The sequence below is a fragment of the Streptomyces sp. NPDC019443 genome (genome assembly GCF_044389785.1).
In the GTDB taxonomy this organism is placed as follows: Bacteria; Actinomycetota; Actinomycetes; order Streptomycetales; family Streptomycetaceae; genus Streptomyces.
On sequence record NZ_JBIRYJ010000011.1, the window covers coordinates 33,191 to 57,039 of the forward strand.

Consider the following 23,849-nt stretch of genomic DNA (forward strand, 5'->3'; position numbering starts at 1 on the left):
CTTGTTCAACTCCCTCTCAGGGGCGCCCCTGGTCCACGTGTCCTTCACCCGCCAAAGCGTGTTTGCGGAGCCGACCCATGCTCACGACCCTCCATACGGCCTACACCGACACCCGTGCCGACGACCTCGCCTGGGCGTTGGGACGGGAGCCGCTGCCTGCCCTGGCCGTCCTCGACCTCGAACTGTCCGGAGCAAAGCTGCAGTTGAGACTGTTGGGCGCGTCCCACCAGGTGCTGCTGGAGGAGGAGCAGGGCAGCTGCTCCGAGACCGTCGCCTGCATGCCCGGCAGCAGTACGCCCCTGCCGCTCGGCGTGGCCAAGCGGCTCGGTGGGTGGGAGTACGAGTTCGCGGCCCGCGTCGAGACGCTCTCGAGGGGCTCCTTCGCGGGGCGCGCGCAGGAGTTGCTCGCGCTGGTCGCCGACCACCCCCAGGGTCTCGCCGGCACGTTTCCCGGCTCGCCGCACGCCTTTACCGCCATGCTGGCGCAGCGGCGCGAGGGCCAGGTGCGGTGGCGCACATGGCACGCATATCCGCAGGAGGGCCGTCTCGTCGTCACCCGTACGCGTGTCGGTGCCCGTATGCCTGCAACGCTGTAGTTATGCCTCCCGCGCTCCAGTAGCACCCTTGTGGGTGACAGGCGGCGCACTACCCCTGACGTAGCGTTACAAACATGATCGATCGGCTGCCGACCTCACCGCCCCCGCAAGCGGTTCGGCTGCCCGTGCGCCCCGACGCCGGCCGGTATCTCGTGTTGACGGCTGTCTTCGTCTGCGCCGCGTGTGGATTGGTGTACGAGCTCGAACTGGTCGCCCTCGCTTCGTACTTGATCGGCGACTCCGTCACCCAGGCCTCCGTCGTGCTGTCGGTGATGGTCTTCGCCATGGGCATCGGCTCGCTCCTCGCCAAGAGGCTGAGCTGCCGGCCCGCGGTCGGCTTCGGTCTGCTGGAGGCGGCACTCGCGCTGGTCGGCGGCTGCTCGGCGATGGTGCTGTACGCCGCGTTCGCCTGGATCGGCGAGTCCCGCGTCGTCCTGGTGTGTTTCTCCCTCGCCATCGGGGTGCTGATCGGCGCGGAGATCCCGCTGCTGATGTCCCTGATCCAGCGCATCTCGCGGCGTGACGCGGAGGGCACGGTCGCCGACCTGTTCGCTGCGGACTATGTGGGGGCGCTCGTCGGCGGACTCGCGTTTCCGTTTCTGCTGCTGCCGTGGTTCGGGCAGCTCACGGGCGCGCTGTTGACGGGCGGCGTCAACGCGGTGGCGGGCGGCGCGCTCGTGCTGTGGCTGTTCCGGCGGGATCTGACGGTGCGTTGGCGCGCGTGGCTGCTCGTCGCCAATGTGACGGTGCTGGCGCTGCTGGCGACCGCGACCGTGCTGGTCGACGACTTCGAGCGGGCGGCGCGGCGGGCGGTCTACGGCGACGAGGTGCGGGTCGCCGTCCACACCGATCTGCAGGAAGTCGTCCTCACCGGCGACTCGTCGGGGCCGCTGGACCTCTTCATCGGCGGGCGGCTGCGGGTCAGTGGGCGCGATGAGTACCGCTACCACGAGGCGCTGGTACACCCGGCGATGCGGGGGCCGCATGCGCAGGTGCTGATCCTTGGCGGGGGCGACGGGCTGGCGGCGCGCGAGGTGCTGCGCTACCCGGGCGTCGAGTCGGTGACCGTCGTCGAGCTCGACCCGGGCGTCGTCCGGCTCGCGCGAACGGATCCGGCGCTGGCCGTGCTGAACGAGTATGCGTACCGGGATCCGCGGGTTCGGGTCGTCGCCGCGGACGCGTTCTCCTGGCTGCGGGAGCCAAGGGGGGCGTACGACGTGGTGATCTCGGACCTGCCCGATCCGGGCATCACGCCGAGCACCAAGCTCTACTCCCAGGAGTTCTACGGACTCACCGCGCGGGTCCTCACGGACGGCGGGCGGCTCGTGGTGCACGCCGGACCGGCGCACTCCCGACCGCATACGTTCTGGACGGTCGAGGCGACACTGCGGGGCGCCGGGTTCGGGACGCGTCCGTACTGCGCCACCGGACGGCCCTCCGGCTTCACGGCGGGCCCGGACCGCTCGACCGGCACGGCGTCCGCGCCGCACGACTGGGGCTTCCTGCTAGCCGGGGCGGGGTGGGCGCCGGGGCTCGGCCTCGACCCCGAAGCGCCGCGGCTGCGGACGCTGGGCCCGTCCGCGCTCGCCGCGGGGGCGCGGGATGCGGAGCGCACGAGGCTGTCGGCGCTGCCGCCGTCGACGCTGGTGCACCCGCGGTACATGGACTGAGCCGTTCATGGACCGAGTCGTACACGGGCTGAGCTGTACCCGGGCCGAGTCGTACACGGGCTGAGCTGTACACGGGCTGAGCTGTACAGACTGAAACGCTGACGTGGCGGTCGTGTCTGAGTAGGCTCGACTTCCATGGAGCATGAGGTGTTCGTTCCGGTTGTGCCAGAGACCGTCCGCCAGGCACTGAGGGACCCTGCCCGGGTCGCCCGCTGCGTGCCGGGGCTCCAACAGGACGCGGACGAGTCGGCAGGCCCGCTCTCCGGCCGCCTGAAGGTCCGCATCGGCGGTCACACGATCACCTACCGCGGCACGCTGCGCATCGTGGAGCAGGGCGAGGTCTTCGCGGTCGAGGGTGAGGGCGTGGAGGCGCGCGGAACGGGCTCGGCGAAGGTGACCCTGACGATCCGTCCGCAACCGGCGGAGGGCGGCACGGCGCTCACGTTCACGGCAACGTCCCGCGCGGAGGGCCGCCTGGCGGAGTTGGATCCCGCACAGACGACCGCGGCGGCCCACCGCCTGCTGGACCGCTTCGCGGACCGGCTGGGTGAGGATGCTGGGACCACGCCGGGGGCTGCGAGTGTGCCGGAGCCCGCGAGCGACGCCCACGATGCGAGCCCGTCCGCTACGGCCGACGCCAACGCGCCCGACGCCACTGCGCCCGACGCCGACGCCACCGCGCCCGACGCGGACCTCGACGACGAGGCGAACGCGTCCGTGTTTGACGCTCCCGTGCCGCCGCCCTCCCTCGATCCCGTCGCAGAGGAGCAGTTCGGCGCACTGGACGGCCCCGACGCAGCGGAGGCGGAGGAACTGCACGAGATCCCCGGCATCCCAGACGAGCCCCCCGCCGAGGCCGCCCACGCACGGCGGACCATGATCGGACGGAGCGCCGAGGAGGTCGATCACGCGCCGCCGCGCGGGCGTTACGCGCCCACGCCCCCGCCCGATGCCGGCGGTGCCGGTGCCACTCTGCGGTGGGTCGCGCCGGCCGCTGCCCTCGCGATCGCCTCCGCCGTGGTCGTCGGACGCGTGCTGCGCCGGCGCAAGTAGTGTCGTGGTGTGAGTAGCAGCGAAGAGAGCATCCGGCTGGCAGCCGGAGACGCCGAGTTGACCGTGCACCCGCGAAACGGCTGCCGCGTCGCGAGCCTGATCATCGGCGGCACCGAGGTGCTGCGCCAGGGGGAGCGGTACGGCTCCTTCCCGATGGTCCCCTGGTGCGGCCGCGTCGCGAACGGCCGGTTCCGCAACGGCGACGTACCGCATCAACTCCCGCTCAACTCCCCGCCGCACGCCATCCACGGCACCGGCCGCGACACCGCCTGGCGCACCGCGCGTACGGCCAAGAGCGAGGCGGCCTTCACATACGACCTCGCCGAGCCCTGGCCGTACACCGGGCGGGTCACCCAGACCTTCGAGCTGGCGGAGAACTCGCTCACGCTCACCATGGGCGTCGAGACGTACGAGACGTCCTTCCCGGCCCAGGCCGGCTGGCACCCCTGGTTCCTGCGCAACCTCGGCGGCGAGGGCGCACCCGGCGAGGACGTGCGCATCGACTTCACCGCCGCATGGCAGGAGGAGCGTGGCGACGACCACCTGCCGACCGGCCGGCGCACCCCGCCCCTCCCCGGCCCCTGGGACGACTGCTTCGGCATGCCCGACGGCGTCTCGGTCACCCTCACCTGGCCCGGGCAGCTGGAGCTCACGATCGCCAGCCGCGCCGAATGGGTCGTGATCTACGACGAGCAGCAGGCGGCCGTCTGCGTCGAACCGCAGTCCGGCCCGCCGAACGGCCTCAACATCCACCCCCAGCTCGTCACCCCGATCGAGCCCCTGGAGATCGCGACGACCTGGAGCTGGCGCCGCCTTTAAGCTCATGGCATGACTGACGTACGCGCCGATCTGCTTCAGCAGATCAAGGACAAGGCCGTGGTGCACGGCAAGGTGACCCTCTCCTCGGGTCTTGAGGCCGACTACTACGTGGATCTGCGCCGGATCACGCTCGACGGCGCGGCCGCTCCGCTCGTCGGTCAGGTCATGTCCGACCTCACCGCGGAGCTGGACTACGACTGCGTGGGCGGCCTCACGCTCGGCGCCGACCCCGTGGCGACGGCGATCCTGCACGCCTCCGCAGCGCGCGGAGAGCGAGTCGACGCCTTCGTCGTACGGAAGGAGGCCAAGGCGCACGGCATGCAGCGCCGGGTCGAGGGCCCGGACATCAAGGGCCGGCGCTGCCTGGTCGTCGAGGACACCTCCACCACCGGCGGCTCCCCGCTGGCCGCCGTCGAGGCCGTACGCGAGGCCGGCGGCGAGGTCGTCGCGGTGGCCACGATCGTGGACCGGGCGACGGGTGCCGGCGAGAAGATCAGCGGTACGGCTGGGGTCCCGTACCTCTACGCGTACTCGCTCGACGAACTCGGTCTCGCCTGAGCGAGGGCTCTGACCTGCGGTGATGGTGAGGGGTGTGGTGTTTCACGTGAAACGCCACACCCCTCACGCACATGCATGCCGCACGCCTGGTGGAGTCGCGCGAAGAGTCTGGAAAGATAGGCGCCGACGATGACGTCGCCCCCAGGTCAGGGCCAAGCACCACACACCCGCACATCACAAGGAGCGGACACATGCCCATCGCGACTCCCGAGGTCTACAACGAGATGCTCGACCGGGCGAAGGCCGGCAAGTTCGCCTACCCGGCGATCAACGTGACCTCGTCCCAGACTCTGCACGCTGCGCTGCGCGGCTTCGCGGAGGCCGAGAGCGACGGCATCATCCAGATTTCCACCGGCGGTGCCGAGTTCCTGGGCGGCCAGTACAACAAGGACATGGTCACCGGCGCGGTCGCCCTCGCCGAGTTCGCGCACATTGTCGCCGCCAAGTACGACGTCACTGTCGCGCTGCACACCGACCACTGCCCCAAGGACAAGCTGGACGGCTATGTCCGCCCGCTGCTCGCCATCTCCGCCGAGCGCGTCGCCAACGGTCAGAACCCGCTGTTCCAGTCCCACATGTGGGACGGTTCGGCCGAGACCCTCGCCGACAACCTGGCCATCGGCCAGGAGCTGCTGGCGCAGGCCGCCGCCGCGAAGATCATCCTCGAGGTCGAGATCACCCCGACCGGCGGCGAGGAGGACGGCGTCACCCACGAGATCAACGATGAGCTGTACACCACGGTCGACGACGCGCTGCGCACCGCCGAGGCGCTCGGCCTGGGCGAGAAGGGCCGCTACCTGCTGGCCGCCTCCTTCGGCAACGTCCACGGCGTCTACAAGCCGGGCAACGTCGTCCTGCGTCCCGAGCTGCTGAAGGACCTGCAGCAGGGCGTCGGCGAGAAGTACGGCAAGACCTCGCCGTTCGACTTCGTCTTCCACGGCGGCTCCGGCTCCACGGCCGAGGAGATCGCCACCGCGCTGGAGAACGGCGTCGTGAAGATGAACCTCGACACCGACACCCAGTACGCCTTCACCCGCCCCGTCGCGGACCACATGTTCAAGAACTACGACGGCGTCCTGAAGGTCGACGGCGAGGTCGGCTCCAAGAAGACCTACGACCCGCGCACCTGGGGCAAGTCGGCCGAGGCCGGCATGGCCAAGCGTGTCTCCGAGGCCTGCGCGGCCCTGCGCTCCACGGGCACCAAGCTGAAGTAAGCGCGCTCTGTACGCAGCCGGGCCCGGCACCCCCTTCGCGGGGTGCCGGGCCCGATGCATGTCCCAGAAGGTTCCATCGTGAACGCCCGGATCCGTGCCCTCCGCCGACTCGTCCGAGCCGGGGGCGGCTGGGATGATCCGGGTATGGACAACAGTCCGGGTGACAGTCCGGGGGGTATCCGGCTCTCCACGGCCACCGGCCGTTGGGTGATTCTCACGACCGTGCTCGGGTCCAGCATGGCGCTGCTGGATTCGACCGTCGTCAATGTGGCCCTGCCCCGCATCGGGGAGGACCTCGACACCGACATGGCGGTCCTCCAGTGGACCGTCAACGCATACACGCTCACTCTGGCCGGGCTGATCCTGCTCGGCGGGGCGCTCGGCGACCGCTACGGGCGGCGGAGGATCTTCGTCCTCGGCACGATCTGGTTCGCCATCGGCTCGCTGCTCTGCGGCCTCGCCCCCAACGACCTCCTCCTGGTGGGCGCCCGCGCCTTGCAGGGCATCGGCGCCGCGCTGCTGACGCCGGGGTCGCTCGCCCTGATCCAGGCGAGCTTCCACCCGGACGACCGGGCCCGCGCGGTGGGGCTCTGGTCGGGGCTCGGCGGCGTCGGCGCGGCGGCCGGGCCGTTCCTCGGCGGCTGGCTCGTCGACGGGCCCGGCTGGCGCTGGATCTTCCTGATCAATGTGCCGCTGGCCGCGCTGTGCGTACCGGTCGCACTGAAGCATGTGCCGGAGTCGCGCGACCCGGAGCACCACGGCCGGTTCGATGTTCTGGGGGCGGTGCTCGGCGCGACGGCGCTGGCGATGGTGACGTACGGGCTCATCGCGCCGCAGGTGTGGGTGGGCGTCGCGGGCGTGGTCGTCGGGGTGGCCTTCGTGGTGGTCGAGCGGCGCCGGCCGGACCCGATGCTGCCGCCGTCGATCTTCCGCTCACGGCAGTTCACCGCGGTCAACCTGGTGACGCTGTGCGTGTACGCGGCCTTCGCCGGGTTCTTCTTCCTGGTCGCCCTGCAACTCCAGGTGGTGTCTGGCTACTCGGCGCTCGGCGCCGGGACCGCGCTGCTGCCCACCACCGTGCTGATGCTGCTCCTGTCCGCGAAATCGGGCGAGCTGGGGGAGCGGATCGGCCCGCGCATCCCGCTCACCGTGGGCCCGCTGCTCTGCGCGGGCGGGATGCTGCTGATGCTGCGCGTGGGAGAGAACGCGTCGTACGTAGGCGATGTGCTGCCCGCGCTGGTGGTGATGGGCCTGGGCATGGTGACCCTGGTCGCGCCGCTGACCGCGACGGTGCTGGCGTCCGTGGAAACCGGGCGGGCGGGGCTCGCGAGCGGCATCAACAACGCGGCGGCGCGCGTGGCCGGTCTGCTCGCGGTGGCGGCGCTGCCGCTGCTGGCCGGGATGGGGCCGGAGGCGTACCGCTCGGCGGAGGAGTTCGGGGAGACGTTCCGGCGGGCGATGCCGATGTGTGCGGGGGTGCTGGTGGTGGGGTCGCTCATCGCCTGGTCGACGGTGCGGAGGGGGGTGCGGGGGGCGGTGGGGCCGCGGCCGGAGTGCAGGGTCAACTGCGGGGTGGTCGCGCCGCCGCTGGAGCAGGCGCCCGCGCCCGAGCACTGACCGGGGGCTCCGCGCCTCAAACGCAGGCGGGGCTGGATTTCGCGTCCGGGACCGCGTCTCAATCGCCGGACGGGCTGAATCTTCAGCCCGTCCGGCGATTGAGGACAACGCCCGAAGGGCGTGCGAGGGTCTGGGGATCATCGCCTCCGGCACGTACCCCCCCGCACCGGTTCCACGGATCCTCATGGACCTGTGACACTGGAACCCATGGTCATCCATGAAAATCTGCTGGGGGGACCTCCCCCGACCCACCTGCCCGACGAACCCGAGCCGCGCGAGCTTCTCGCCGCCGGCACGGACCCGGCCGACGTCGCCGCCAAGTACCCCACCTCCTCGCTGGCCTGGGCCCGGCTCGCCGACGACGCCTTCGAGGGCGGCCGGGTCGTGGAGTCGTACGCCTACGCCCGCACGGGCTACCACCGCGGCCTCGACTCGCTGCGGCGCAGCGGCTGGAAGGGCCACGGCCCGGTGCCGTGGGAGCACGAGCCGAACCGCGGCTTCCTGCGCGCGCTGCACGCGCTGGCCCGCGCGGCTCAGTCGATCGGTGAGCAGGAGGAGTACGAGCGCTGCACGACATTCCTGCGCGACTCGTCCCAGACGGCGGCGGACACGCTGGGCTGAAGCGGCGGACACGCTGAGTCGAAGATGGAACCGAAGGCCCGTATCCCCTGTCTAGACCACCGGATACGGGCCTTCGGCCTGTCGGATCGCAAGCGTGGGAGGTCTGCCGTGGGCAAACGCGCCGCCGCCCGTCGTGGGCGCAGCCGCAGCCGCAGCCGCAGCCGCGGCAGCAGATCCACCCGCCGCCCGCTGGCCCGGATACGCCCGCTCTGCGCGGCCCTGGTCGTCCTCTCGCTCGGCGGCGGCGCCGCCCTCGCGCACTGGCACGGCACCAAAAAATCCGTGCCCGAGACGGCAGACGACCCCATCCGCACCCCCGTGTCCCCGCCCGTGACTCCGGAGGTGTCCGACCCGGCCCGCGCCGACCGCTCGATGCCGGACCAAGGCCGGACGCCCCCGTCTTCCAGGCCGTCCACGCCGAAGAAGCCGCCGGTCAAGGTCCCCGCATCCGGCGCGGGCACCTTCACCACCGCGCAGGCATCCGGCGGCGCCGCCGGTTCGGGCCCGCTGCGCCGCTACCGCGTCCAGGTCGAGGACGGTATCGACATCTCCGCGAGGGACGCCGCAGCCGAGATCCAGCAGATCCTCGCCCACCCGCGCGGCTGGGCCGCGCACGGCCGTGGCTCCTTTCAGCTGGTCTCCGGCGACGCCGAGGCCGACTTCGTGATCAGGATCGCCACGCCGTCCACCGCGGACCAGCTCTGCCTGGCGCAGGGCTTCGACACCGGCGGCGAGCTGAACTGCGAGACCGCCGACGGCGTCGTGGTGAATCTGCGCCGCTGGATGCTGGGCTCGCCGACGTTCGCCGGCCCGGCCGCGGAGTACCGGCATCTGATCATCAACCACGAGGTCGGGCACGAAATAGGCAACCGCGAGCACCTGGGCTGCCCGGGCCCGGGGAAGCTCGCGCCTGTGATGATGCAGCAGATCAAGGGGCTGAACGGCTGCCGGTCCAATGCCTGGCCGTACGACGGGGACGGGACGTACATCACAGGCCCGACGCTCTGACCTGCCCGATGACCCCCGGCTTATGATGCCCGTGGGGACCGGGGCTCCCGAGCCAACAGGAAGGGGCGGACCGCTACCCGGACACGTCGAGGAGACAGCAATGTCACATGACGCGGCCCCGAACCTGGATTTCGCGGGCACCACTCCGTACGAGGACTATGTCCAGGCGGACGTCCTCACCCACCTCCAGAAGCCGCTCTCGGACGACCCGGGAGAGATGGTCTTCCTCGTCACCACGCAGGTGATGGAGCTGTGGTTCACCGTGATCGTCCACGAGTGGGAGACGGCGGCGCGCGCCCTGCGCGAGGATGATCTGCCGGTCGCCCTCGCCGCGCTGAAGCGCAGCACGTACGAACTCGAGTCGCTCAACGCCTCCTGGAAGCCGCTCGCGCATCTGACGCCCTCTCAGTTCAACGCGTACCGCAGCGCTCTGGGCGAGGGTTCCGGCTTCCAGTCCGCGATGTACCGGCGGATGGAGTTCCTGCTCGGCGAGAAGTCCGCCTCCATGCTGGTGCCGCACCGGGGCGCGCCGCGCGTCCACGCGGAGCTGGAGAAGGCGCTGCTGGAGCCGAGCCTGTACGACGAGGTGCTGCGGCTGCTCGCGCGGCGCGGGCTGCCGGTGCCGTCCTCGGTCCTCGACCGGGATCTCTCGCAGAAGTACGAGCCGTCGGAGGAGATCGAGGAGATCTGGGCCGCGGTGTACGGCGGCGCCGACCAGGACACCGAACTGGTGCGCATCGGCGAGGCTCTGACGGATGTCGGCGAGCTGGTGTGGCGCTGGCGCAACGACCATCTGGTGGCGACGCGGCGGGCGATGGGCTCGAAGGCGGGTACCGGCGGTTCGGCGGGGGTGGCCTGGCTGGAGAAGCGGGCCCGCAAGAACGTCTTCCCGGAGCTGTGGACGGCGCGCAGCCATGTCTGAGTCACTGGCCGCGAAGGCCGCGGCGCTGGACGCCGCAGACGAACTGGCCGGGGCGCGCAAGCTGTTCGCGCTCGACGAGACGGTCTATCTGGACGGAAACTCCCTCGGCGCGCTGCCGGCGCATGTGCCCGAGCGGGTCGCGGATGTGGTGACCCGGCAGTGGGGCGAGCTGCGGATCCGCTCGTGGGACGAGAGCGGCTGGTGGACGGCGCCGGAGCGGATCGGTGACCGGATCGCACCGCTGGTGGGCGCGGGCCCGGGCCAGGTGGTGGTCGGCGACTCCACAAGTGTCAACGTTTTCAAGGCGGTTGTGGGCGCGGTGCGGCTGTGCGGGGACGACTCCCGTACGGACGTCGTGGTCGACGCGACGACCTTCCCCACGGACGGCTACATCGCCGAGTCGGCGGCCCGCCTGACGGGCAAACGCCTGGTCCCGGTCGCGCCTGCCGACCTGCCCGCCGCGCTCGGTCCTCGTACGGCGGTCGCGCTGCTCAACCACGTCGACTACCGCACCGGCCGTCTCCACGACCTGCCGTCCCTCACGGCGGCGATCCACGAGGCGGGCGCCCTCGCGGTCTGGGACCTCTGTCACACGGCGGGCGCCCTTCCCGTCGGCCTGGACGCCCACGGCGTGGACCTGGCGGTCGGCTGCACCTACAAGTACCTGAACGGCGGCCCGGGTTCACCGGCGTATCTGTACGTCGCCCAGCGCCACCAGGCCGCATTCGACTCCCCACTGCCGGGCTGGAACTCACACACGGACCCGTTCGCGATGACGGCCGACTTCACGCCGGCGCCCGGCGCGATCCGCGGCCGGGTCGGGACGCCCGACATCGTGTCGATGCTGGCCCTGGAGGCGGCGCTCGACGTCTGGGACGGCGTCTCGATCGACTCGGTACGGGCGAAGAGCCTGGCGCTGACGGACTTCTTCCTGGAGTGCGTCGAGTCGTACGTCCCGGAGGGCCGGGTCACCTCCCTGACCCCGTCGGCCCATGCATCGCGCGGCAGCCAGATCGCGCTGCGCTGCGCGGACGCCCCTTCGGTGATGGAGAAGCTGATCGCCCGCGGGGTGGTGGGGGACTTGCGCAGGCCGGACGTGCTGCGGTTCGGGTTCACGCCGCTGTATGTGGGCTTCGGCGACACAGAGCGGGCGGCTGCGGTTCTGGCGGAGGTTCTTGCCGCCTGACGCCGCGCCGAGCCGACCAGCGGGAGACTGGTACCGTCCCCGCTGGTCAGCTCAATTTCGCGGTCAATTTCGCGGTCAACTTCGCCGTCAGTACCGCGGTCGGCTCCGCGGCCAGTTCCGGAGTCGGTTCCGCGGTCGATTCCGCCACTCCGTCGGAAGGTTGGAGCAGCAATGCCGGACCCCGTCGCCCGTGACGCCGCCGAGGCCGAGTCGGTCTTTTCGCATCCTGCCGTCGCGCCGGACGCCTCCGTCGCGTACGGGGAGCATCCCGACCAGGTCGTCGACTTCTATGCGCCGCGTGGGGAGCAGGCCAGTGCGCCTCTCGTCGTCGTGCTGCACGGTGGGGCGTGGCGGGCAGCGTACGACCGGCAGCATGTCACTCCCTTCACGGACTTTCTGGCCCGGCGTGGGCTCGCAGTCGCCAATGTCGAGTACCGGCGGGGGAGCGAGATTCCGCAGCAGCGGGGGAGCGGGCCGGTGGCCGGGCGGTGGCCGGCGACGTTCGACGATGTCGCCGCCGCGATGGACGCGCTGCCCGGGCTCGCCCGGCGGGCGCTGCCGCAGGCGGATGTCCGGCGCATCGTGGTGACGGGGCATTCCGCGGGCGGACAGCTCGCGCTGTGGGCCGCCGCGCGGCATGTGCTGCCCGTCGGGTCGCCGTGGCGGCTGTCCGCGCCGCCCGCGCTGCGCGGGGTCGTCGCGCTCGCGCCGATCGCGGACTTCGCGCAGGCCGTCGAGCTCGATGTGTGCGGCGGCGCGGTGGTCCAACTCCTGGGCGGGGAGGAGGAGTTCGAGTCGAGGAGCGCGCACGCCGATCCGGCGGCGCTGCTGCCCACCGGCATCGCCACCACCGTCGTGCAGGGGCGCGTCGACATCGTCGTGCCGTATGCCGTCTCCGAGTCGTACGTCGACGCCGCGGCGAAGGCCGGGGAGACCGTCGGGCTCACGCTCCTCGAGGAGGTCGGGCACTTCCCGCTCATCGACCCGGCCGCGGACGCGTGCGCGGTCGTCGCGGAAGAGATCGCCCAGCTCGCCTGGTGAGTACCCGTAATACTTCGGAGCTACCTCACAGGTGCGCTCTCCAGCGGGACGCCGACCACCGGCCGTGATCCATAACTTCTGTTCCAGAGACAGCGTCTGGAACGGAAGGAAGAAACCTCATGGCGTCCCGCCTGCGTCGTACCCTGCTCGCCGCGCTCGTCGCCGCCGCGGTGGCCGTGCCGGTGTCGGCGGCGGCGCGGCCCGCAGCCGTCCCCGCGCCCGCCCCGGTCGCGCTCGCGCCGGTCACCGCCGCCGAACTGCCCGCTCTCGGCAACCGCTACGCAGCCAACCGCGGCAATATCCGCGAGGCCGCGCGGACGGCCGCCGACCACGGCGACCGGGGGAGGGCCGCCCGGCTGCGCGTCATGGCGGACCCGACGCGGCACTTCCTCACCTTCGACGGACGTGACGGCGGCCGCACCGCCGAGGTGTTCGGCGATCTCGCGGGCGCCGAGCGGATCGCCGTACTGGTGCCGGGCTCGGACACCAACCTCGATACGTACGAACGCTTCCGGGCCGGAGCTGCCGCCCTCCACGGCGAACTGGGCGGCCGCGCGGCGGTCGTCGCCTGGCTGGGCTATGCCACGCCGGGGACCGTCAGCCCCGAGGTCCTGACCGAGGGGCGCGCGGAAGGTGCCGCTGGCCAACTGCACTTATTCATAAGCGAGTTGGTAGGGGCAAAGCCCGATGCGCGAGTCGGTCTCCTCTGTCATTCGTACGGCTCCGTCGTCTGCGGGCGCGCCGCCGCCTCCGTCGACGTTGCCGACATCGTCCTCTACGGCAGCCCCGGCGCGGGTGTCGACCACGTGGCCGAGCTGCGCACCCGCGCCGCCGTCTGGGCCGGTCGCGGCAGCGACGACTGGATCGCGGACGTGCCGCACCAACGGCTCGAACTCCTCGGTACCACGGTGGGTTTCGGCGCCGACCCCGTCTCGCCCGGCTTCGGCGCGCGCACCTTCGACGCGGGCGACGGCGGGCACAGCGACTACCTGAAGCCCGGCTCCCCGTCCCTGCGCAACCTCGCCCGGATCGTCCTCGGCCGCGCAACGGAGGTCACCCATGCGTGAGTTGGCATGCCGTATCGACGTGGCCACCCCGCCCGGCCGGGACCGTGCCGTCGACGCCCTGCGGGCGCTCGCGATCCTCGGGGTGGTCCTCGGCCACTGGTTGGTCACCGCCCTCGTCACCGACGGCGGCGGCGTGCTCCACGGCGCCAGCCCGCTCCAGCACATGCCGTGGCTGAGCCCGGTCTCCTGGATCTTCCAGACCCTGGCAGTCTTCTTCCTGGTCGGTGGGCATGTGGCCGCCAAGAACCATGCCGCTGCGCGGGCCCGCGGCACCGGCTACCGGCAGTGGCTGGCTACCCGGCTGGCCCGGCTCTTCGCGCCGGTCGCGGCCGTCCTCGTGCTGTGGGCGGTCGCCGCGATCGGGATGCTCGCCACGGGCGCGGGCCTGCAGACCGTACGCACCCTGCTGACCCTCGCCCTCTCCCCGCTCTGGTTCCTGCTGGTCTTCGCCGCGCTCACCGCCGCCACCCCGCTCGTCGCCAGGCTGCATCCGCTCTGGCCGCTCGCCGTCGTCCTCCACATCGACCTGTTCCGTTTCGGCTTCGGCGGACCGGCCTGGCTGGGCTGGATCAATGTGGCCGCGGGCTGGCTGGTCCCGTGCTGCCTCGGCGCGGCGTGGGCCCGCGGCGGCCTGCGGGGCAGTGCGATCCGATGGGCGCTGCTGCTCGGCGGCGCCGCCGCCACCGCCGCACTCGTCCTGTGGGCCGGCTATCCCGCGTCCATGGTCGGGGTGCCCGGCGCCGAGATCTCCAACCTCAACCCGCCGACCCTCGCAGCCGTTGCCTTCGGGCTCGCCCAGTGCGGAGGTGCCCTTCTGCTGCTCGGCCCGCTGCGCAGGGTGCTTCAAAGACCCGCGGCCTGGGCGGCGGTGGCGCTGGTCAACCTCTCGGCGATGACCGTCTTCCTCTGGCACCAGACCGCGCTGATGGCGGTCACCACGACAGGCCTGCTCGCGGGCGCGCTTCCCGGACTGCACACCGCACCCGACAGCCCGGGCTGGGTGCTGGCCCGCCTTGCCTGGCTACCGGTCTTCGCGCTTGCGCTGTCGGTCTGCTGGGGTGCGTTCCGGCTGTACGAACAGGGGCGGCGGCCCGCCCGCCCGAAGGTGGTGCGCGATGCCTAGGCTTCATCCTGTGGCGGACGAAGACAACCTCAACAGATGGGAGCGCGCGGCTCTGCGCCCTCCTGAGCTGTGGAACTTCGAAGCGATGCCGCTTCCGCCGATGGCCCGCCCCCGCTGGCTCCGCCGGCTGCCGCATGTCCTGATCGGCTACGGCGCCCTCACTCTGGCGATCCTCGGTTCCGACGAACTGGTCTATCAGTTCCGCCTGCACGGCCAGTACGGCATCCCGCTCGGTGTCGCCACCGCCGCCGTGGTCGGGTACGCGATGCGCCGGCCGCTGGCCGCTTGGTGGATGTCGCTGGGGATCGCCGCACTGACCGCGTTCGCCGTGGCCGGTCAACTGCCCGGCGGGCAGCCCTGGCCGTGGACCGTACCGGGTGTCATCGCCAACGCGGCCGTGCTGTTCCTTCTCGCCCTGCGCGTCCGGACCCGTATCGCGGTCAAGGCCCTGGTGGTCACCGTCGGGGTCGGGTTCGTCTTCGACGCCTTCGGGCTCGGGATGCCTCCGTACAACTCGTCGGCCGCGACGGCCGCACTCGTGTACGCGGTCGTGGTCCTCGTCGGTGTATCGCTGCACGGCCGTCGCGAGGCCCGTGACCGGCTCGCCGAGCAGGAGTCGCTCACCGCCGAGGAGCGGTCCCGGCGCACGCTGCTCGAAGAGCGCAACCGGATCGCCCGCGAGCTGCACGATGTCGTCGCCCACCACATGTCGGTGATCTCCATCCAGGCGCAGGTCGCCCCGCACCTCGTGCAGAATCCGTCCGACGAGCTCAAGGAGAACCTGGAGGGCATCCGCGAGAACGCCCTCGAAGCGCTCACCGAACTCCGCCGCGTGCTCGGCGTGCTGCGGTCCGAGAACCCGGAAGGCGCGCCGCACGCACCGCAGCCCACCCTCGACCGGCTGGACTCCCTCGTCGAGAATGTCCGCAACGCAGGGCTGAGCATCACCACCGACAGCTCCGGCGAGCCGCACCCGCTGTCGCCCGGCGTCGAACTGTCGGCGTACCGGATCATCCAGGAGGCCCTCAGCAATGCGATACGGCACGCGCCCGGGTCCGAGGTACGCGTGGAGATCGTGTACAAGCCGAGCGTGCTGGGCGTCCGGGTGATCAACACCGCTCCGGCGAAGCCCGCCCCGCCGTCCCCCGGCGCAGGCCACGGTCTGCTCGGGATGCGCGAACGCGCCGCCATGCTCGGCGGCGGCCTCGCCGCGGGACGCACCCCCGACGGCGGCTACGAAGTCACCGCGCACCTGCCCCTGCAAGTCTCGAAGGACAACGCATGACGATCCGGGTGGTGATCGCCGACGACCAGGCGATGGTCCGGCAGGGCTTCACGGTACTGCTCAATGCCGAGCCGGGCATCGAGGTGATCGGCCAGGCCGTGGACGGCCGCGAGGCGGTCTCCAAGGTCGCCGAACTCGATCCCGACGTCGTCCTGATGGACATCCGGATGCCCGAGCTCGGCGGCATCGAGGCAACCCGCCGGATCACCAGGGCCCCGGGTGCCACCGTCAAGGTCCTCGTGCTGACCACGTTCGACCTGGACGAGTACGTCTACGAGGCGCTGCGCGCGGGCGCGTCCGGCTTTCTGCTGAAGGACGCCTCCGCCGGTCAACTCGCCGAAGCGGTAAGGGTGGTGGCGGCCGGCGACGCGCTGCTCTCGCCGAACATCACCAAGCGGCTGATCACCGAGTTCTCCCGGACGGCCGGTGCGCCGCGCACCCCGCTCAAGGAGCGCGTCGGGGATCTGACGGAGCGTGAGACGGAGGTGCTCAACCTGATCGCACAGGGCCTTTCGAACGCGGAGATCGCCGCGCGGCTGGTGGTGGCGGAGCAGACCGTGAAGACGCATGTGAGCCGGATCCTGGTGAAGCTGGGGCTGCGCGACCGTACGCAGGCGGCGGTTTTCGCGTACGAGACGGGACTCATACGTCCCACCGGCTACTGAACCCACGGTCTTGCCTTGCGGACAGAAGCTGACCGCAAGCCTTCCTACGCTGGCCACATGACGAATCGAGAGAGCACTGAAGGAATCGTCCTGGTCACCGGAGCAACCGGAACCGTTGGCCGCCAGGTCGTCGCCGAACTCCTCCGCCGTGGACACTCCGTCCGTGCCCTGACCCGTGACCCCGCCAAGGCGGACTTTCCGGGCGGCGTCGAGGTTGTGCAGGGCGACCTCACCGACCCCGAATCCCTCGCAGCCGCTCTGGAGGATGTGACCGGCCTTCATCTGATCACCTTCGGCGGGCCGTACTTCGCCCCTCTGGAGACCGGCCCACAGATCCTTGAACTGGCCCGCAAGGCGGGTGTCCGCCGGGTCACCGTGCTGCACGGCGGCGGCCCCAGCCTGCTGGAGGACGCGGTGCGGGCTGGGGGCCCCTCCCACGCCGAAGGCTGTGGGGGAGAGTTCGCGTGGACCGTGGTCATGCCGGTGGAGTTCATGTCGAACGCGCTGGAGTGGGCGGACGGCATTCGCGGCGACGACGAGGTGCGGGAGCCGTTCACCGGCCGGCTGAGCGCGATGGTCCACGAGGGCGACATCGGCGCGGTCGCCGCGGTCGCGCTCACCGAGGACGGCCACGGCGGCCAGGAGTACGTGATCACCGGCCCGGAGGTGCTGACCCTGAAGGACAAGACGGACGCCCTCGCGGCTGCTCGCGGCCGGGAGATCCGGCTCGTCGAGTTGAGCGAGGAGCAGGCGGTCGAGCAGTGGCGGGCGGCCGGCCAGCCGGACGAAGTGATCGGCTTCCTGCTGGAGGCGTACGGGAACACACCGCTCGTCGGACGTACCGTCGTCGACACCGTCGAGAAGGTCACGGGGCGCCCGGCGCGGACCTTCGCCCAGTGGGCGGCGGAGCACGCGGACGCGTTCCGCGCGTAAGAGCGTCCCAGCGCCGAATAGCGTGGGACGCGTTCCGCGCGTAAGAGCGTCCCACCGCCGAATAGCGTCCCGTACCGCTACATACCACCCGTACCGCTTCGTCTCGCTTCGTAGCGACTCGTAGCGCCTCGTAGTACTCAGGACGGACGCGGCAGGATCCGCAGCGATGCTGACGACCGCGTCCGTCCTTCCGCATACCGTTCTGTACGTGACCGAGAAGACCCGCAGCCCCGAGTTCCACCTGGCCATGGGAGCCGTGAGCGGCCTCCGCCAGGACCTCTTCCACGATGCCTTCGCCTACCGCCCCCTGCCGCGCAGGCGGACGGACGGGCCGATCACCCGCCGGCTCCCGGGCCGGATACGCGACTGGGCGGGGTGGACCCCGCACGCCGTGCTCGTGGTCGGGGCGTTCATCGTGCTCGTCGCGGCGTATGTCGCCGGCGACACTGGGGGCGCCGGACCGGAATTCGTCGTGACCGGGTTCGTTCCCGCCGCCGCGATGGTGATGACGCTGCTCAGGCCGGTCGGCGCATGGTGGCTCTCCCTGCTCAGCACACCCGTCGTCGGCGTGCTGGCCAACTACGGGGACGGCTGGCCGTGGACGCCAAGCTCGTTCATGTCGCACCTGACGGTGATGACGGTCGTGGCGGTGCGGACGCGGCCGCGGACCGCCGCCTGGATGTGGCTGCTGACCGCGGCGTACGGATTCTTCGCCGAGGTCCTGCTCTCCCAGGGTGAAATGTCCGACACCCCGCAGATGCTCTTCATCTCGGCGATGGTGCTGCTGGTGACCACCGTGCGGCACGTCCGCCGCGAGGCGAAGCAGGAGGTCGCGGCGCAGCAGACCGTCACGGCCGTCGAACGCGACAGGCGCACACTCCTCGAGGAGCGCACGACCATCGCCCGCGAGCTGCACGACGTGGTGGCCCACCACATGTCGGTGGTCGCGATCCAGGCGGAGGCCGCGCCCTACCGGGTGGAGAACCCGCCGCCCGAGCTGGAGAAGGCCTTCGCCACGATCCGCGAGAACGCGGTGGCGGCGCTGACCGAGCTGCGCCGGGTCCTCGGTGTCGTACGGGCGGAGGACTACCAGGCCCCCGACGCACCGCAGCCGGTGCTCGCAGACATCGAGAACCTGCTCTCCAACGTCCGCGAGGCGGGGCTGGAGGTGGAGAAGACGGTGACGGGCGCGGTCCGCGATCTGCCGCAGGGCGTCGAGCTGTCGGCGTACCGGATCATCCAGGAGGCGCTCAGCAACGCGCTGCGCCACGCGCCGGGGTCCTCGGCGAAGGTCGAGATCTCCTACGTACTCGGCGGCCTGGGCCTGCGCATCGTGAACACCGCGCCCCAGGGCCTGGTCAAGCCGTCGCCGGGCGCGGGCCACGGCATCACGGGCATGCGGGAGCGGGTGACGATGCTGAGCGGCGAGATGACCGCGGAGCCGACGCAGGACGGCGGCTACCAGGTGACCGCCTTCATCCCCGTCGCAGCCGTCCCCACCGACGCCGCCCCTGCCACCGCCACCGAGGAGCCGTCATGACAATCCGCGTTCTTGTCGTCGACGACCAGATGATGGTCCGCGAGGGCTTCTCGGTCCTGCTGAACGCGATGCCCGACATCGAGGTCGTCGGCGAGGCGGTGAACGGCCGCGAGGCGATCGCCAAGGTCGCCGAACTCGCGCCCGACGTGGTGCTGATGGACATCCGTATGCCGGAGCTGAACGGCATCGAGGCGACCCGCGAGATCGCCGCCGCGCACGCCGGGTCCAAGGTGCTGGTGCTGACGACGTTCGACCTCGACGAGTACGTGTACCAGGCGCTGCGCGCGGGGGCGTCCGGCTTCCTGCTGAAGGACGCGTCCGCGCGTCAGCTCGCGGACGGCGTACGGGTGGTGGCGGCGGGCGAGGCGCTGCTGGCGCCGACGGTCACACGCCGTCTGATCACGGAGTTCTCGAAGCTCTCCCAGAACCCGCGCCCGCCGGCCCTGGCCCAGGTGGGCGATCTGACGGAGCGCGAGACGGAGGTGCTGGTGCTGATCGCGCAGGGTCTGTCGAACGCGGAGATCGCCTCGCACCTGGTGGTCGCGGAGTCGACGATCAAGACGCATGTGAGCAGGGTGCTGGTGAAGCTGGGGTTGCGGGACCGGACGCAGGCGGCGGTGTTCGCGTACGAGGCGAGACTGGTCACGCCGGGCTGAGCGTTCCCCCGGAAGCCCGTTGGGGGTCTCCCCCGGACGAAGTCTGAGGGAGTTCGAGGACAACGCCCGAAGAGCGTACGGGGTCTGGGGCTTGCCCCCCAGTTACGGGAAGGGGCGGGACTGGGGAAAGAACACCCCGCCGGGTAGCGTCAGCCCATGGCCGACTTCACCCCCTGGTCACCCGCATTCGTCGCCGACCCCTACCCCGCCTACGCCGAGCTCCGCGCCCGCGGACGCGTGCACTACTACGAGCCCACCCGCCAGTGGCTGATCCCCCACCACGCCGACGTCTCCGCGCTGCTGCGCGACCGCCGGCTCGGGCGGACCTACCTGCACCGTTTCACGCACGAGGAGTTCGGGCGTACGCCCCCGCCCGCCGCGCACGAGCCGTTCCACACGCTCAACGACTACGGGATGCTCGACCTCGAAGCCCCCGACCACACCCGCATCCGGCGTCTCGTGTCGAAGGCCTTCACGCCGCGCACCGTCGAGGCGCTCGTGCCCACCGTGCGCAGGCTCGCGGCCGAGCTTGTCGCCGGGCTCAAGGACAACGGCGGGGGCGATCTGCTCGCCGAGGTCGCCGAGCCGCTGCCGGTCGCCGTCATCGCGGAGATGCTCGGGATTCCGCCCGCCGACCGCGCGCTGCTGCGGCCGTGGTCGGCGGACATCTGCGGGATGTACGAGCTGAATCCGCCGGAGGAGACAGCCGCCCGCGCGGTCCGCGCCTCGGTCGAGTTCAGCACGTACCTACGGGAGTTGATCGCCGAGCGGCGCACGGCGCCAGGCGATGACCTGATCTCCGCGCTCATCGCCGCGCACGACGAGGAAGACCGGCTGAGCGAGCAGGAGATGATCTCGACCTGTGTGCTGCTGCTGAACGCGGGCCACGAGGCGACGGTCAACACCACCGCGAACGGCTGGTGGACCCTCTTCCGCAACCCCGTCCAGCTTGCCGCCCTCCGCGCCGACCACACACTTCTGTCCACAGCTGTGGAGGAGCTGATGCGGTACGACACCCCGCTCCAGTTGTTCGAACGCTGGGTACTCGACGACATCGAGATCGACGGGACCCTCGTCCCGCGCGGCTCCGAACTCGCCCTGCTCTTCGGCTCGGCCAACCGGGACCCGGAGAAGTTCGAGAACCCGGACACCCTCGACCTCGCCCGCGCCGACAACCCGCACGTCAGCTTCGGCGCGGGCATCCACTACTGCCTCGGCGCGCCGCTTGCGCGTATCGAACTGGCCACGTCGTTCGGGGAGTTGCTGCGGGAGGCGCCGACGATGCGGCTTGCGGCGGAGCCGGAGTGGAAGGCGGGGTTTGTGATCCGGGGCGTGAAGGAGCTGCGGGTCGAGCTGTGACCTTCCCCCACCCCGCCCCTTCCCGTAACCGGGGCTCCGCCCCGGACCCGCACGCCCTTCGGGCGTTGTCCTCAATCTCCCCCAGACTTCGTCCGGGGGAGTTTGAGGCGCGTTCCCGGTCGCGAAATCAAGCCCCTCCGGCGATTGAGGCGCCGGGTACGGGGCGGAGCCCCGGTTGCCGGGGCCAGCCCCCCGCCCACCGTCAGGATCAGCACCGGCGCCCACCGAGTCTCCGGCCCCGGCAGCGACGGCAGATGCAGGCCAGCTCCAGCCCGTCGGCCGGAATCCAAGCCGGTCCGGCGCTTGAGGACGCCCGGAATCGAAGCCGGTCCGGCGTTCGAGGACGTCCCGTCTGCGGGACGGGCCGGGGAATCCAAGACGGTCCGGCGTTTGAGGACGTCCCGTCTGCGGGACGGGCCGGGCAAATCAAGCCCGTCCGGCGTTTGAGGACAAACCGTCTGGCGGACGGCCCGAGCCAGAGCGCCGCCGGGTAAATCAAGCCCGTCCGGCGTTTGAGGACAAACCGGCAGCCGGACGGCCCCGGCTACCCCCCCGCGCCCGCCACCACCGCCCCCGACGGCAGCGTCAACCCCCACGCCCCCGCCCGCAGCGTCCACGTCCGCGTCCTCACCGGCCCCGTCACCATCGCGTCCGCCCGGTAGCGGAAGTCCGCCCCCGAGACCGTCACCGTCAAGGCGCGGGCCATGACCGGCTCCGCATGCGCGCCGTGCCGGACGACCACCTCCGCGCGGCCGTCGCCCGCCCGCACCGTCACCGCCTCCACCACCCGGTCCAGGTCCGTCAGCAGCACCCCGTCCGCCTCCACCCGCAGCCGGTGCGTCCGCACCACCGGAGCCGGGGGCGTGCGGACCAGCGTGCGGACCAGCGAGCGGCAGGTGTTCCACACCGACACGCCGTTCGCCCCGGGAGCCGCCCGCGCCGACGTCGCCGGGATCGACAGATCCCCCAGCACGACCCCGTCGCTCTCGTCCACCAGCAGGTCAAGACGGCGTACGGCTCCGTCGAGCACCGCCCGCGCCGCCGCCACCGCTCCCCGGGGCACGCCCAGCGAATGCGCCAGTTCCACGGAGGCGGACGGACCCACCGGCACCAGTGCCAGCGCCCCGTCACCCAGCCAGCGATCCCGGTGCAGCAGAGCCACCGCACGCAGCAGCGCCCGGTCGTCACCGATCACCACCGGCCGCCGCGACCCCCTGCGGGCCAGTGCCCGCGCGAATTCCTCCGGCCCCTCGGGGAGGCAGATCTTCGCCTCCGACCCGCCACACAGCACATCTTTCGCGATCCGCACGGACTCGCCGTCACTTCGGCGGGCGACCGGGTCGATGACCACCAGTAGCTGGTCGTGAGCCGACACCTCGGTCCTTCCTCGGGTAGCATCTTTGTGCAAGAGCCCCTTGCGCTATTGCGCCAGGGGCTTCGTCTATTCCGGGGCAACCGGTCCGAAGACTCAGGCACGGCTCAGGCCCCCTGACCTTGGTCTTGCCCCGCCCGGAAGGGGTGTACGCCTGTGCCCGCACTTGTGCTGCTCGGTGCTCAGTGGGGTGACGAAGGCAAGGGAAAGGCCACCGACCTGCTCGGTGGATCCGTGGATTATGTAGTGCGCTATCAGGGCGGCAACAATGCCGGCCACACGGTCGTCGTGGGCGATCAGAAGTATGCGCTGCATCTCCTCCCTTCCGGAATCCTCTCGCCGGGATGTACTCCGGTCATCGGCAACGGCGTCGTAGTGGATCCGGCGGTTCTGCTCTCCGAGCTGAGCGGGCTGAACGACCGTGGCATTGACACGTCCAAGCTGCTGATCAGCGGTAACGCGCATTTGATCACTCCGTACAACGTCACCCTCGACAAGGTGACGGAACGGTTCCTCGGCAAGCGGAAGATCGGCACGACCGGCCGCGGTATCGGCCCGACCTACGCCGACAAGATCAACCGCACCGGCATCCGCGTCCAGGACCTCTACGACGAGTCGATCCTGGAGCAGAAGGTCGAGGCGGCGCTGGAGTCCAAGAACCAGCTCCTCGCCAAGGTCTACAACCGCCGCGCCATCGAGGCCGGCAAGATCGTCGAGGAGATGCTCCAGTACGCGGAGCAGATCAAGCCGTACGTCGCCGACACCACGCTGATCCTGAACAGCGCGATCGACGAGGGCAAGGTCGTCCTCTTCGAGGGCGGCCAGGGCACGCTGCTCGACGTCGACCACGGCACGTATCCCTTCGTCACCTCGTCGAACCCGACCGCGGGCGGGGCCTGCACCGGCGCCGGCGTCGGCCCGACGAAGATCAGCCGGGTCATCGGCATCCTCAAGGCGTACACGACCCGCGTCGGCGCGGGCCCGTTCCCGACGGAGCTCTTCGACAAGGACGGCGAGGCGCTGCGCCGCATCGGCGGCGAGCGGGGCGTGACCACCGGCCGCGACCGCCGCTGCGGCTGGTTCGACGCGGTCATCGCGCGGTACGCGACCCGGGTCAACGGCCTCACCGACTTCTTCCTCACCAAGCTGGACGTGCTGACCGGCTGGGAGCAGATCCCGGTGTGTGTCGCGTACGAGATCGACGGCAAGCGTGTCGAGGAGCTCCCGTACTCCCAGACCGACTTCCACCACGCGAAGCCGGTGTACGAGTACCTGCCGGGCTGGTCAGAGGACATCACCAAGGCGAAGACCTTCGCGGACCTGCCGAAGAACGCGCAGGACTATGTGAAGGCGCTGGAGGAGATGTCGGGCGCGCCGATCTCGGCGATCGGTGTGGGCCCCGGCCGTACCGAGACGATCGAGATCAACTCCTTCCTCTAGTACGGCTTACGGACAGGGGAGCCCCGGATGGTGCGGGGCTCCCCTGTCGCCCCTCGGCGTTGCGCCAGGTCGCCTTGGTGGTGAACGGCCCGGCGCTTTCGGCG

22 protein-coding genes are annotated in these 23,849 nt (G+C 71.1%); 21 read left to right on the forward strand and 1 reads right to left on the reverse strand.

Annotated features, from left to right (window positions below; genetic code table 11):
• Window positions 1–77: 77 nt before the first annotated feature.
• The 20 genes from ACH492_RS28585 to ACH492_RS28680 all read left to right on the forward strand — a co-directional run bounded on the left by ACH492_RS28585 (window position 78) and on the right by ACH492_RS28680 (window position 20,933).
• Window positions 78–596 carry a DUF2617 family protein gene (locus ACH492_RS28585; protein ID WP_398990545.1) on the forward strand — a complete coding sequence of 173 codons (519 nt, stop codon included), beginning with the start codon at window positions 78–80 and terminating at the stop codon, window positions 594–596.
• 74 nt (window positions 597–670) lie between these two features.
• Entirely contained in the window at window positions 671–2,266 is a 1,596-nt protein-coding gene (locus tag ACH492_RS28590; RefSeq protein WP_398990546.1) for a polyamine aminopropyltransferase, read from the forward strand.
• 135 nt (window positions 2,267–2,401) lie between these two features.
• The gene (locus tag ACH492_RS28595) at window positions 2,402–3,319 is read left to right on the forward strand and encodes an SRPBCC domain-containing protein (protein ID WP_398990547.1); all 918 of its coding nucleotides are present in this window, start codon (window positions 2,402–2,404) and stop codon (window positions 3,317–3,319) included.
• A gap of 9 nt (window positions 3,320–3,328) precedes the next feature.
• The gene (locus ACH492_RS28600) at window positions 3,329–4,138 is read left to right on the forward strand and encodes an aldose 1-epimerase (protein WP_398990548.1); all 810 of its coding nucleotides are present in this window, start codon (window positions 3,329–3,331) and stop codon (window positions 4,136–4,138) included.
• Between the two features lie 9 nt (window positions 4,139–4,147).
• Window positions 4,148–4,696: an orotate phosphoribosyltransferase gene (pyrE, locus tag ACH492_RS28605; protein ID WP_307662087.1), complete on the forward strand. Its 549-nt coding sequence runs from the start codon at window positions 4,148–4,150 to the stop codon at window positions 4,694–4,696.
• A 191-nt stretch (window positions 4,697–4,887) separates the two neighbouring features.
• Entirely contained in the window at window positions 4,888–5,910 is a 1,023-nt protein-coding gene (fbaA, locus tag ACH492_RS28610) for a class II fructose-bisphosphate aldolase (protein WP_307662086.1), read from the forward strand.
• A gap of 144 nt (window positions 5,911–6,054) precedes the next feature.
• Window positions 6,055–7,527 carry an MFS transporter gene (locus ACH492_RS28615; RefSeq protein ID WP_398990549.1) on the forward strand — a complete coding sequence of 491 codons (1,473 nt, stop codon included), beginning with the start codon at window positions 6,055–6,057 and terminating at the stop codon, window positions 7,525–7,527.
• 207 nt (window positions 7,528–7,734) lie between these two features.
• Window positions 7,735–8,148 carry a DUF3151 domain-containing protein gene (locus tag ACH492_RS28620; protein WP_398990550.1) on the forward strand — a complete coding sequence of 138 codons (414 nt, stop codon included), beginning with the start codon at window positions 7,735–7,737 and terminating at the stop codon, window positions 8,146–8,148.
• 108 nt (window positions 8,149–8,256) lie between these two features.
• Window positions 8,257–9,156, forward strand: coding sequence for a DUF3152 domain-containing protein (locus tag ACH492_RS28625; protein WP_398990551.1), 900 nt, complete (start codon window positions 8,257–8,259; stop codon window positions 9,154–9,156).
• Between the two features lie 100 nt (window positions 9,157–9,256).
• A complete protein-coding gene (locus ACH492_RS28630) occupies window positions 9,257–10,078 on the forward strand; it encodes a tryptophan 2,3-dioxygenase family protein (protein ID WP_398990552.1) in 822 nt (273 codons plus the stop codon).
• Window positions 10,071–11,264: a kynureninase gene (gene kynU / locus ACH492_RS28635; RefSeq protein ID WP_398990553.1), complete on the forward strand. Its 1,194-nt coding sequence runs from the start codon at window positions 10,071–10,073 to the stop codon at window positions 11,262–11,264. Before ACH492_RS28630 ends, kynU begins: the two co-directional genes overlap by 8 nt.
• Window positions 11,265–11,435: 171 nt before the next feature.
• The gene (locus tag ACH492_RS28640) at window positions 11,436–12,305 is read left to right on the forward strand and encodes an alpha/beta hydrolase (RefSeq protein ID WP_398990555.1); all 870 of its coding nucleotides are present in this window, start codon (window positions 11,436–11,438) and stop codon (window positions 12,303–12,305) included.
• Between the two features lie 119 nt (window positions 12,306–12,424).
• Window positions 12,425–13,372, forward strand: coding sequence for an alpha/beta hydrolase (locus ACH492_RS28645; RefSeq protein ID WP_398990557.1), 948 nt, complete (start codon window positions 12,425–12,427; stop codon window positions 13,370–13,372).
• Window positions 13,365–14,495: an acyltransferase gene (locus tag ACH492_RS28650; protein WP_398990559.1), complete on the forward strand. Its 1,131-nt coding sequence runs from the start codon at window positions 13,365–13,367 to the stop codon at window positions 14,493–14,495. Before ACH492_RS28645 ends, ACH492_RS28650 begins: the two co-directional genes overlap by 8 nt.
• A 10-nt stretch (window positions 14,496–14,505) precedes the next feature.
• Window positions 14,506–15,780, forward strand: coding sequence for a sensor histidine kinase (locus ACH492_RS28655; protein WP_398990561.1), 1,275 nt, complete (start codon window positions 14,506–14,508; stop codon window positions 15,778–15,780).
• Complete coding sequence (locus ACH492_RS28660) at window positions 15,777–16,445, forward strand: response regulator (protein WP_398990564.1); 669 nt, start codon at window positions 15,777–15,779, stop codon at window positions 16,443–16,445. Before ACH492_RS28655 ends, ACH492_RS28660 begins: the two co-directional genes overlap by 4 nt.
• Before the next feature lie 57 nt (window positions 16,446–16,502).
• Window positions 16,503–17,378, forward strand: a complete 876-nt coding sequence (locus ACH492_RS28665) for an NAD(P)H-binding protein (protein WP_398990566.1) — start codon at window positions 16,503–16,505, stop codon at window positions 17,376–17,378.
• A gap of 166 nt (window positions 17,379–17,544) precedes the next feature.
• Entirely contained in the window at window positions 17,545–18,918 is a 1,374-nt protein-coding gene (locus ACH492_RS28670; RefSeq protein WP_398990568.1) for a sensor histidine kinase, read from the forward strand.
• On the forward strand, window positions 18,915–19,574 hold the full coding sequence (locus ACH492_RS28675) for a response regulator transcription factor (RefSeq protein ID WP_307662072.1): 660 nt from the start codon (window positions 18,915–18,917) through the stop codon (window positions 19,572–19,574). Before ACH492_RS28670 ends, ACH492_RS28675 begins: the two co-directional genes overlap by 4 nt.
• 156 nt (window positions 19,575–19,730) lie before the next feature.
• Entirely contained in the window at window positions 19,731–20,933 is a 1,203-nt protein-coding gene (locus tag ACH492_RS28680; RefSeq protein WP_398990570.1) for a cytochrome P450, read from the forward strand.
• Window positions 20,934–21,477: 544 nt separating this feature from the next.
• On the opposite strand, the gene ACH492_RS28685 is transcribed toward ACH492_RS28680, so the two are convergent.
• Complete coding sequence (locus tag ACH492_RS28685) at window positions 21,478–22,308, reverse strand: diacylglycerol kinase (RefSeq protein WP_398990572.1); 831 nt, start codon at window positions 22,306–22,308, stop codon at window positions 21,478–21,480.
• A gap of 153 nt (window positions 22,309–22,461) precedes the next feature.
• Here ACH492_RS28685 and ACH492_RS28690 point away from each other — a divergent pair, with 153 nt between their 5' ends.
• Complete coding sequence (locus ACH492_RS28690) at window positions 22,462–23,745, forward strand: adenylosuccinate synthase (RefSeq protein ID WP_398990574.1); 1,284 nt, start codon at window positions 22,462–22,464, stop codon at window positions 23,743–23,745.
• Window positions 23,746–23,849: the final 104 nt, after the last annotated feature.

Excerpts from the sequence above, each read along its gene's own strand:
- ACH492_RS28590 (WP_398990546.1), top strand. The coding sequence starts at position 671 with ATGATCGATCGGCTGCCGACCTCACCGCCCCCGCAAGCGGTTCGGCTG.
- pyrE (WP_307662087.1), top strand. The coding sequence starts at position 4,148 with ATGACTGACGTACGCGCCGATCTGCTTCAGCAGATCAAGGACAAGGCC.
- ACH492_RS28645 (WP_398990557.1), top strand. The coding sequence starts at position 12,425 with ATGGCGTCCCGCCTGCGTCGTACCCTGCTCGCCGCGCTCGTCGCCGCC.
- ACH492_RS28680 (WP_398990570.1), top strand. The coding sequence starts at position 19,731 with ATGGCCGACTTCACCCCCTGGTCACCCGCATTCGTCGCCGACCCCTAC.
- kynU (WP_398990553.1), top strand. The coding sequence starts at position 10,071 with ATGTCTGAGTCACTGGCCGCGAAGGCCGCGGCGCTGGACGCCGCAGAC.
- ACH492_RS28670 (WP_398990568.1), top strand. The coding sequence starts at position 17,545 with ATGCTGACGACCGCGTCCGTCCTTCCGCATACCGTTCTGTACGTGACC.
- ACH492_RS28630 (WP_398990552.1), top strand. The coding sequence starts at position 9,257 with ATGTCACATGACGCGGCCCCGAACCTGGATTTCGCGGGCACCACTCCG.
- ACH492_RS28620 (WP_398990550.1), top strand. The coding sequence starts at position 7,735 with ATGGTCATCCATGAAAATCTGCTGGGGGGACCTCCCCCGACCCACCTG.
- ACH492_RS28660 (WP_398990564.1), top strand. The coding sequence starts at position 15,777 with ATGACGATCCGGGTGGTGATCGCCGACGACCAGGCGATGGTCCGGCAG.
- ACH492_RS28675 (WP_307662072.1), top strand. The coding sequence starts at position 18,915 with ATGACAATCCGCGTTCTTGTCGTCGACGACCAGATGATGGTCCGCGAG.
- ACH492_RS28665 (WP_398990566.1), top strand. The coding sequence starts at position 16,503 with ATGACGAATCGAGAGAGCACTGAAGGAATCGTCCTGGTCACCGGAGCA.
- ACH492_RS28640 (WP_398990555.1), top strand. The coding sequence starts at position 11,436 with ATGCCGGACCCCGTCGCCCGTGACGCCGCCGAGGCCGAGTCGGTCTTT.
- ACH492_RS28650 (WP_398990559.1), top strand. The coding sequence starts at position 13,365 with ATGCGTGAGTTGGCATGCCGTATCGACGTGGCCACCCCGCCCGGCCGG.
- fbaA (WP_307662086.1), top strand. The coding sequence starts at position 4,888 with ATGCCCATCGCGACTCCCGAGGTCTACAACGAGATGCTCGACCGGGCG.
- ACH492_RS28585 (WP_398990545.1), top strand. The coding sequence starts at position 78 with ATGCTCACGACCCTCCATACGGCCTACACCGACACCCGTGCCGACGAC.
- ACH492_RS28615 (WP_398990549.1), top strand. The coding sequence starts at position 6,055 with ATGGACAACAGTCCGGGTGACAGTCCGGGGGGTATCCGGCTCTCCACG.
- ACH492_RS28595 (WP_398990547.1), top strand. The coding sequence starts at position 2,402 with ATGGAGCATGAGGTGTTCGTTCCGGTTGTGCCAGAGACCGTCCGCCAG.